9 protein-coding genes are annotated in these 9,101 nt (G+C 70.9%); 3 read left to right on the top strand and 6 right to left on the bottom strand.

Translation table 11 applies throughout. From position 1 onward, the window contains the following. A partial coding sequence (hemW, locus tag E1211_RS15775) for a radical SAM family heme chaperone HemW (RefSeq protein ID WP_207915381.1) occupies positions 1 to 890 on the bottom strand: 890 nt, incomplete at its 3' end. A 19-nt stretch (positions 891 to 909) separates the two neighbouring features. Between hemW and E1211_RS15770 the strand changes: the two genes are divergently transcribed. After that, entirely contained in the window at positions 910 to 1,695 is a 786-nt protein-coding gene (locus E1211_RS15770; protein ID WP_132349734.1) for an enoyl-CoA hydratase-related protein, read from the top strand. 142 nt (positions 1,696 to 1,837) lie between these two features. Here the strand turns inward: E1211_RS15770 and E1211_RS15765 are convergent, their stop codons facing one another. Then, positions 1,838 to 2,602 carry an SDR family NAD(P)-dependent oxidoreductase gene (locus E1211_RS15765; protein ID WP_132349732.1) on the bottom strand — a complete coding sequence of 255 codons (765 nt, stop codon included), beginning with the start codon at positions 2,600 to 2,602 and terminating at the stop codon, positions 1,838 to 1,840. A gap of 426 nt (positions 2,603 to 3,028) precedes the next feature. On the opposite strand from E1211_RS15765, the gene E1211_RS15760 reads away from it, so the two are divergent. Continuing rightward, complete coding sequence (locus E1211_RS15760) at positions 3,029 to 3,883, top strand: hypothetical protein (RefSeq protein ID WP_132349731.1); 855 nt, start codon at positions 3,029 to 3,031, stop codon at positions 3,881 to 3,883. Between the two features lie 219 nt (positions 3,884 to 4,102). Further along, on the top strand, positions 4,103 to 5,008 hold the full coding sequence (locus E1211_RS15755) for a phytanoyl-CoA dioxygenase family protein (RefSeq protein WP_132349729.1): 906 nt from the start codon (positions 4,103 to 4,105) through the stop codon (positions 5,006 to 5,008). A gap of 114 nt (positions 5,009 to 5,122) precedes the next feature. Here E1211_RS15755 and E1211_RS15750 read toward each other — a convergent pair whose 3' ends face one another. The 4 genes from E1211_RS15750 to E1211_RS15735 all read right to left on the bottom strand — a co-directional run bounded on the left by E1211_RS15750 (position 5,123) and on the right by E1211_RS15735 (position 8,934). After that, on the bottom strand, positions 5,123 to 5,764 hold the full coding sequence (locus E1211_RS15750) for an MOSC domain-containing protein (protein ID WP_132349727.1): 642 nt from the start codon (positions 5,762 to 5,764) through the stop codon (positions 5,123 to 5,125). A 70-nt stretch (positions 5,765 to 5,834) separates the two neighbouring features. Next, the gene (locus tag E1211_RS15745; protein WP_132349725.1) at positions 5,835 to 6,665 is read right to left on the bottom strand and encodes a carbohydrate ABC transporter permease; all 831 of its coding nucleotides are present in this window, start codon (positions 6,663 to 6,665) and stop codon (positions 5,835 to 5,837) included. Further along, positions 6,662 to 7,648 (bottom strand): carbohydrate ABC transporter permease, encoded by a 987-nt coding sequence (locus E1211_RS15740; RefSeq protein ID WP_132349723.1) that lies wholly within the window; start codon positions 7,646 to 7,648, stop codon positions 6,662 to 6,664. Before E1211_RS15740 ends, E1211_RS15745 begins: the two co-directional genes overlap by 4 nt. Continuing rightward, positions 7,645 to 8,934, bottom strand: coding sequence for a sugar ABC transporter substrate-binding protein (locus E1211_RS15735; RefSeq protein ID WP_132349721.1), 1,290 nt, complete (start codon positions 8,932 to 8,934; stop codon positions 7,645 to 7,647). The genes E1211_RS15740 and E1211_RS15735 overlap by 4 nt, the downstream gene beginning before the upstream one ends. Positions 8,935 to 9,101 lie beyond the last annotated feature (167 nt).

Raw genomic sequence — 9,101 nt, 5'->3', positions numbered from 1 at the left:
AGCCCCCACCAGTCCCCGCCAGCCCAGTAGAGCAGGTTGTGGCGGCAGCGGGCGGCCGGGGTGCGGGCCCAGTTGGAGACCTCGTACCAGGAGAAGCCGGCCGCACCGAGCGCCTCCTCCGCGGCCAGGTAACGGTCGGCGGCCACGTCGTCGTCCGGGTACGGCAGCTCACCGCGGCGCATCCGGGCAGCGAGCCGCGTCCCGTCCTCCACGATCAGGGCGTACGCGCTGACGTGGTCGGCGCCGGCGGCGATCACCTCGTCCAGCGAGCGGGCGAAGTCCTCGGCCCGCTCGCCCGGCGTGCCGTAGATCAGGTCGAGGTTCACGTGGTCGAACCCGGCCTCCCGCGCCTCGGCCGCGGCGGCGGTGGCCCGGCCGGCGCTGTGCCTGCGGTCGAGGATCGCCAGCACACCCGGCGAGGCGGACTGCATGCCGAGCGAGATCCGGGTGTAGCCGACGGCCCGCAGCGCCTTGAGCGACTCGGGCGTGACCGATTCCGGATTCGCCTCGGTGGTCACCTCGGCGTCGGCGGCGAGCCCCCAGGTGCGGTCGACGGCGTCCAGGATCCGGGCCAGGTCGTCGGCGGGGAGCAGGGTCGGGGTGCCCCCGCCCACGAAGACCGTGTCGACCCGCCGGGGCGGGCCGTCGCCGAGCACCCGGGCGGCGAGCCGGAGCTCGGCCAGCACGGTGTCGGCGTACCCCTCGCGCGTGACGCCCCCGCCGAGTTCGGCGGCGGTGTACGTGTTGAAGTCGCAGTAGCCGCAGCGGCTCGCGCAGAACGGCACGTGGACGTAGACGCCGAAGCCCCGCGCACCGACCTCGCGGGTCGCGGTGGCGGGCAGCGAACCGTCCGCCGGTACGGGTTCGCCATCTGGAAGGACGCCGGGCATGGCCACTAGTGTGCCCGGCATGACCTCTCCCGACGCGCTCGTACGGGTCGCCACGGCTCGCGGGGTGACCACGCTCACCCTGGACAGCCCGCACAACCGCAACGCGCTCTCCACCCCGCTGATGACGCAGCTGCTCGCCGGCCTGGCCGACGCGGTCGCCGACGACGCGGTCCGGGTCGTCGTGCTGGATCACGCCGGGCCGGTCTTCTGCTCAGGCGCGGACCTCAAGGAGACCGCCGCCGCGTACGCCGGCGGGACGGTGCCGGCCGGAATGCTCGGGGACGTGCTGGCGGCGGTCTGGGAGTGCCCGAAGCCGGTGGTGGCTCGGGTGGCCGGGCCGGCCCGCGCCGGCGGCCTGGGGCTGATCGCCGCCGCCGACCTGGCGGTCTGTGCCGAGGAGGCCACCTTCGCCTTCACCGAGGTGCGGATCGGGGTGATCCCCGCGGTGATCTCGGCGACCGTGCTGCCCCGCCTCCACCCGCGGGCGGCGGCCGAGCTCTACCTGACCGGCGACACCTTCGACGGCCGGCGGGCCGCCGGGATCGGCCTGGTCACCGCCGCGGTGCCGGCCGAGGAGCTGGACGCCGCGGTCGCGAGGTACTGCGAGTCGCTGGTCCGGGGCGCGCCGGGGGCGCTCGCCGGGGCCAAGCGGCTGCTGCGCCGCCCCACGGCCACGGATCTGCGCGCCGAGGTCGCCGAGCTGGGCGAGTTGTCGACCGGCTACTTCCTCTCCGACGAGGGGCGGGAGGGCGTGGCGGCGTTCCGGGAGAAGCGACCCGCCCGGTGGGTTCCCGCGCGGGACTGACGCGGTCGTCCCGGCGACGCCGGGTGCTCGTGGAGGTGGGGCTGCGACGCCGTCCGCCGCCGTGAGCCCGACCGATGCGCCGCCGGACGACCGACGGCCGGGACGGGGCCTTCGTACGGCTGCGCCCCGGCCGTCGTCCGCGTCACCACGCGGTCGCGCCGCCGTCGACCGGATAGTTCGCGCCGGTGATGTACGCCGCCCGGTCGGAGGCGAGGAACACCACCAGTTCGGCGACCTCCTCGGGTCGGGCGAAGCGCCTGACCATGGTCTTTCCGGTGATCGCGTCCCGGGCCGCCTGGTTGTCGCCCAGGTCACGCTCGCTGGCCGGCGTCAGGATCGGCCCGGGGCTGACCGCCACCACGCGGATCCCGTCGGGGGCTCCCTCCAGCGCGAGTTGCCGGGTCATACCGATGATGCCGGCGTTCGCGGCCGCGTGCGCGACCATCGGCGGGACCTCGCCGGCGATCATGCCGGCCATCGACGCGGCGTTGACGATGACGCCGCCGCCGCGCCGGACCAGGTGCGGCCAGGCGAACTTCGACACGTAGAAGGGAATGTCGAGTTCGCCGATGATGGTCGCCCGCCAGTCCTCGACGGAGAAGCCGGGCATCGGGCCGAAGCGGAGCGCGGCGGCGTTGTTGTAGACGACGTCCAGCCCGCCGTACGCCGCCACGGCGTCCTCCACCAGCTGTCGCACCTGTTCCGGGTCGGTGAGGTCGACCGGCGCGAGGCCGGTCATCTCCCCGCCGGCGCGCCGGACGAGGTCGACCGTCTCGTCGTTGGCGTCGATCTGGAGGTCCGCCCCGACCACGCGCGCGCCCTCTCGTGCGAAGGCCAGCGCCGCGACCCGCCCCAGCCCTCCCCCGGTGCCGGTGATCAGAACTACCTTTCCGTCCAGCGTTCCCATGGAACTTCCTCCTTGTCGGTGGCCGTCCGGCCGGCTCTGTGCGGAGCCGTCGGACCAGGCCGCAGGACTCGCCTCGTGAGCGATCGACCCTGTAATTGACATGTCAATTACAGGAACTGCTTGACCGGTCAAGGAATTTCCGGAGCATCGGACGTCGTGATGCTCCTGACAACGTCGACCCGCGACACGTACGGTGCTCTACCAGGGAGCGGGAGACCACGTTCGGCTGCCGTCATCGGCCCGGCACCTCCGACCGGCGACCGAAGGGTCCGCCGCACAGGAGGGCGATACGGGCAGGTGAGAGGCGAGCCGGGACGGGAACGCCCGGTCGGCATGGGGCCGAACCGCCGACCCGAACCGGTCGGACGACCCGGAAGGGCCGGCGAGGGGACGTACTCTTGTCGGACCGTCGAAGAGGGGGTGTGAGTGCGAACTCGGGCGATCGTGGCCGGTGGCGTCGTTCTCGTCCTCTTCGCGGTGATCGGCGTCCTGCTCGTCGTCCGGCGACTCGGCAGCGACCTCCGCCTGCCGCTGGCCGGCCGCTCCTGCACCGTGCAGGCCGACGGCCGGGTGGTGCTCGACGCCGACCAGATGGCGAACGCGGCGACCATCGCGGCGATCGGCGCGCAGCTGGGCATGCCGGAGCGGGGCGTGGTGGTGGCGCTGGCGACCGCCTACCAGGAGTCCGGCCTGCGCAACCTCCCGGACGGCGACCGCGACTCGATCGGCCTCTTCCAGCAGCGGCCCAGCCAGGGCTGGGGCGAGCCGAACCAGATCGGCGACCCGCGGTACGCGGCGAAGCGCTTCTACGGGGCGTTGAAGAAGGTCCGCGGCTGGGAGCGGATGCGGATCACCGACGCCGCCCAGCGGGTGCAGCGCTCCGCCTTCCCGGAGGCGTACCAGAAGTGGGCCGACGAGTCGGCGGTCTTGAGCCGGGCCCTGCTCGGCGACGCGACACGGGCGGTGGCCTGCTCTGTCGGGCGCACGCCGGTGATGCGGGGCGCCGCCGCGGCGGCCGCGCTGACCCGGAGCCTGGAACTGGACTGGGGGGTGGTCGGCAGCGCACCGGCGGAGCTGACCGGGCTCACCCTGGCCGCGGCCGACCAGCGCGACGGCTGGCGGTACGCGCACTGGCTCGTCTCGCACGCCCAGGACCACGGGGTGAAACGCGTACGCTTCGGCGACCTGGAGTGGACCGCCCGCGACGGGAAGTGGGCCGAGGTGTCCGGGACCTCCGCGACCGGGACGCGAGTGGTCGCCGAGGTCTTCGCGGAGGGTTGAGTCGAACCGGGAATCTCTACCGTCGGTTATCGCACAATCCGGCTAAGCGCCTAAATCGCCACCATTGGCACGGCTGCCACAACGCTCCGTGATTGCACCACTGCCCATGGTTCACACCGGCAAATCCCCGCCTTTCCGCCCTCCCCGGCTCACGGGTGGCCGCGTTAACATCGGCGCCCTGTGCCAGAAAAATGTTCGCCTCATGGGGAGGGGTACGACGTGGCGTTCGAGTACGACGGCCGCACCGGTTACGAACCGATCAGTGACGTAGACCGCAAGGAGTTCCACGAGCAGGGTTTTCTGCTGCTGCGTAATGTCCTGACGGAGGACCACCGGGCGGCGCTCGAAGCGGCGGTCGACCGCGTCTACGCCGAGGAGAAGGCCAAGGGCAACACCAAGAAGGACGGCACCCTGCACCTGCTGGGCTTCCTGGACCGGGACGAGCTCTTCGGCGAGCTGCTCACCCACCCGATCGCCTTCCCGTACATGTGGGGCCTGGCCGGGTGGAACATCTACACGCACCACAACCACCTCGACGTGACCCCGCCGGCGCTGGAGCCGGAGAAGCCGTACTGGGGCTGGCACCAGGACGGGTACCGGCAGAACTCCGACCCGGAGACGATGGACCCGAACCTCCCGCGGCCGATGTTCTCGCTGAAGGTCGCCTACGTGCTCTCCGACCTCTCGGAGACCGGGCGCGGCGCCACGAAGGTCATCCCGGGCAGCCACCTCTGGAACTCGCTGCCCCGCCCGGACGACGTGAGCGTGCACAACCCCGACCCGGAGGGCACGGTGGAGATCACCGCCAACCCGGGCGACGCGTTCATCTTCGACCGCCGCCAGTGGCACTCCCGGTCGACGAACCTGTCGAACATCACGCGCAAGATGCTCTTCGTGGGCTACACCTACCGGTGGATCCGTCCGCTCGACGAGCTGCACATCGACCAGGACAGCGAGTGGTGGGCCAACCGCACGCCGGTGCAGCGCCAGCTCTGCGGTGAGGGCACCCACACCGCGAACTACTGGGGCATCAACTGGGACGGCTACGTCGACGACGAGATCCCGCTGCGCAAGGAGCTCAAGGAGCGCAACCTGCTCGACCGCAAGATCCCCTGGCTCCGCTGAGCCGCTGAGAAGGCCCCCTGCCACACCCGTGTGGCAGGGGGCCTTTCGTCACCCCGGCTCGGCGTGACCCGCGCCCGAAGCCCGGTCAGACCCGTCCGGCGGCCGCCACCCGGATCAGGCCCGGCCGGCGACCCGGCGGCGCGCCTTCTCCCGGATCTTCTCCGGCAGGTCGGGCACGTCCAGCAGCCGAGGCAGCAGCTCCGGCTCCAGGTTGAGCGCCCGGAACACCTCACCGATCGTCACCCCGTGCGCGGGCCGCTCCACCACCTGGACAGGATCACCCGCGCCGACCTCACCCGCGCGCAACACCCGCAGGTACGCCCCGGGCAGCGCCCGAACGGTGAACCGCTTGATCAGATCCGGTACCCCCCAGAACCCGGCGAAGGTACGGCACGGCGTACGCGGCTTGGTCACCTCCAGCAGCGCCGACCCGATCAGCCACCGCTCACCGATCACCGCCCCGGTCACGTCCACCCCGGAGGTGGTGAGGTTCTCCCCCAGGCCGCCGGGACGGACCGGCCGGCCCAGCTCCCCCGCCCACCAGGCCGCGTCCTCCTCCGCGTACGCGTAGACCGCCTGGTCGGGGCCGCCGTGCACGGCCCGCTCGCCGATGAAGTCGCCGGCCACACCCTCGACCCGCAGCAGCACCGGGCCCTCGACCGGGCGCTTGTCGATGCCGCTGCGGCCACTCGGGTCACCGGCCCACTCCGCTACGGTGGCCGCCCCGACGTTCACCGATGCCACTCTGCCCGTCATGACGGTCAGCCTAGCCGCGGTCCGAGCGGCCGAACCGGCCGCGACGGGCGCCGCGGAATCAGCCCGTGGCTCAGCCCTTCACGGCGCCGGCCACCAACCCGGAGACCATCCGCCGCTGCACCAGCAGGAAGAAGACGATCACCGGCAGGGTGAAGAGGGTGGACGCCGCCATCACCGGGCCCCAGGCCGTGTCGTCTCGTCCGAAGAAGAACGTCATGGCCACCGGCAGGGTGTACCGGTCCTGGTCGTTGATGAAGGTGAGCGCGAAGATCAGCTCGTTCCACGCGGTGATGAAGGAGAAGATGCTGGTGGCCACCAGTCCGGGGGCGACCAGCGGGAAGAGGATCCGCCGGAACGTCTGGGCCCGGCTGGCCCCGTCGATCGCCGCGGCCTCCTCCAACTCCTTCGGCACCGCGGCCACGAAGCCGCGCAGCATCCAGACCGCGAACGGCAGCGAGAAGCCCAGATAGGTGAGGATCAGGCTGGGCAGGGTGTTGTAGAGCCCGAGCCGCTGAATCATCAGGAAGAGCGGGATGACCAGCGCCTCCAACGGGATCATCTGCACCACGAGCAGCATGATCAGGAAGCTGGTCCGCAGCCGGAACCGGAACCGGGCCACGGCAGTCGCCGCCAGCAGCGCGACGAGGCCGCTGAGCACCACCGTGGCGACCGCGACCAGCGCGCTGTTGAGGAAGAAGTCCGCGAAGCTCACCCCGGGGATCAGGTTGCCGGTCAGGATCTCCCGGTAGTGCTCCAGCGTCGGGTGCGTCGGCACCGGCTGTGGGGTGGCGGAGAAGATGTCCCGGCTGGGCTTCAGCGACGTGGCGATCATCCAGTAGACCGGGAAGGCCGCGAAGAGCGCCACCAGCAGTCCGGCGCCGTTGAGCGCGACCCGCTTCACGACTCGTCCTCCTGCTTGAGCACCATCCGTACGTAGAGGCCGGTCACCACGAGCAGGATCACGGTGAGGATCACCGCGATGGCCGCGCCGAGCCCGTACTTCGGCGGGGGCGAGAAGGCCTCCGCGTACGAGTAGATGGAGAGCATGAACGTCGACCGGTCCTGGGTGCCGCCGGCCAGCACGAACTGCTGGGTGAAGACCTTGAAGTCCCAGATGGTGGAGAGCACGATCAGGATCCCGAAGACGGGGCGCAGCAGCGGAAACGTGATCCGCCAGAAGACCCGCCAGGGGCCGGCCCCGTCGACCCGGGCCGCCTCGTGCAGCTCGCTCGGCACGCTCTTGAGCCCGGCCAGGACGCTCACCGCGATGAACGGGAACGAGTGCCAGACCACCACGAGGGTCAGGATCGAGAAGAAGAGCAGCGGCGAGTTGAACCAGCCGTAGCCCGTCCAGTCGCTGCGCCCGAAGAGCGCCTGCGACAGCCCGTCCGGCAGCACGTTGAACAGCCAGGTGACCAGGCCACTGGTGTCGTCGAAGATCCACTTCCAGACGATCGTGCCGGTCAGGGCCGGGGTCGCCCAGGCGAGCATCACGCAGCTCGCCACGAAGGTGGCCATCTTCCGGCCGAGACGGTGCAGCAGCAGGCCGACCAGGGTGCCCAGGATCATGGTGAGCACCACGTTCGCCACCGCGAAGAGCACTGTGTTGCGCAGCACGGTGAGGAAGAACGGGTCACCCAGGATCTGCGTGTAGTTATCGAGCCCGACCCACGGCCACTCCCGGTCCCCGCGCAGCTGCCGGACGTTGTTGAGCCGGTGGAACGACATGGCCACCACCTGGCCGAGCGGCCAGAGCAGCAGCCCGCCGATGACGACCAGGCAGGGCAGGAGCAGCAGGTACGGCAGGCGGTCGACCGGGCGACGCCGCCGCGCGGGGGTCTCCCGCGCGGCGGACGTCTCCGGGGCGTCGGTCAGCGTGGTCACTTGGCGTTGAGGATGCTTTCCATCTCCGCGGCCGCGTCGGCGGTAGCCTTCTCGACCGTCTTCTGACCCTTCATGACCGAGCTGTTCATCGCCTGGGTCACCGTCTTGGTCCGGCTGGCCTCCACCCACTTCGGGGTGAGCGGCGTGAGCTTGGTGTTCTGCATCGTGGTCGCGAACGCCGACATGATCTTGTCATTGGCGTACGTGCCACCGCTCACCAGGTCCTGGTAGACCGGGAAGAAGCCGAGGCTGTCCGCGAACGCCTGGCCGTTCTTCTTGTTCAGCAGCACGGTCATGTAGTCCCAGGCCAGGTCCTGGCGCTCGCTGTCCTTCCAGATGGCGATGTCCGAGCCACCGGCGAAGCCGGGCGCGGGCTTGCCGTCCGGGCCGGGGATGGGGAAGGTGCCCCATACCTTCTCGATGTCCGGGTTGTCCTTCTTGATGGCGCCCTGCTGCCAGCTGCCGGCGAACGCCATGGCGGCCTTGCCGGTGGCGAACTGGGTCCGGGCGTCGATCTCGTTCCAGCCGGCGGCGGCCGGCGGCGCGACCTTGTGCACGGTCACCAGGTCGGTCCAGAACTTGACCGCCTTCTGCGCCTCCGGCGTGGTGTAGCCGGACTTCCAGGTGCCGCCCTGGTCGGTGGCGATCTCGCCGCCCGCCGCCCAGAGGAAGGAGTAGAACGGCAGCTCCGAGTTGCCCGGCAGGGCGATGCCGTAGGTGTTCGGCTTCTTGGCCTGCACGGCCTTCGCCACGGTCACCAGCTCGTCCCAGGTGGTCGGCGGCTGCACGCCCGCCTCGGCGAACCAGTCGGTGCGGTAGTAGATGGCCCGCACCCCGGCGTACCACGGCACGCCGTACTGCTTGCCGTCGAGCTGCGCGTTCTTCACGAGGTCCGGCAGGAGGTCCTTGCCCTCGGCCCAACCGCCCATCCGTCCACTCAGGTCCGCGAGGGCCTCCTGTGCCGCCCAGCCCTGGGTCTCGGTGTTGCCCAGCTCGGTGACGTCCGGCCCCTCACCACCGGCCAGCGCGGCCTGGAACTTCTTCGGCGCCTCCAGCCACGGGATGTACTGCACCACCACGTCGGTGTCCGGGTGCTTCTGCCGGAACTCGGCCTCCACGCCGTCGAGGAACGTGGTCTGCGCCTCGCCGCCCTCGCCCATCATCCAGACCGTCAGCTTGCCGGTGTCGGCCGCCTCGTCGTCACCCGAGCCGCCGCAGCCGGTCAGCACCAACGCGGCCGCAGTCACCACGGCGGTGACCGGGGCCAGCCGTTTCCACCTGTTCACGCCACATCTCCCCTCGCACCGCCTGGCACTAACCTTTACCGCCGCACCTTAGTAGGAAAAAATCCTTTACGACAGTGGGGCGTTCGTCGGGAGGCGACGCGACCGTATCGCAGGTCGGGGCCGCGGGGCAGGGGTCGCGGTAGACGAATCCGGCCGTACACGGCCGA

The organism is Micromonospora sp. 15K316, from assembly GCF_004348525.1.
Lineage (GTDB): Bacteria > Actinomycetota > Actinomycetes > Mycobacteriales > Micromonosporaceae > Micromonospora.
The sequence above is the reverse complement of the archived record's forward strand: the minus strand, read 5'-3'. Positions and strand labels throughout refer to the sequence as shown.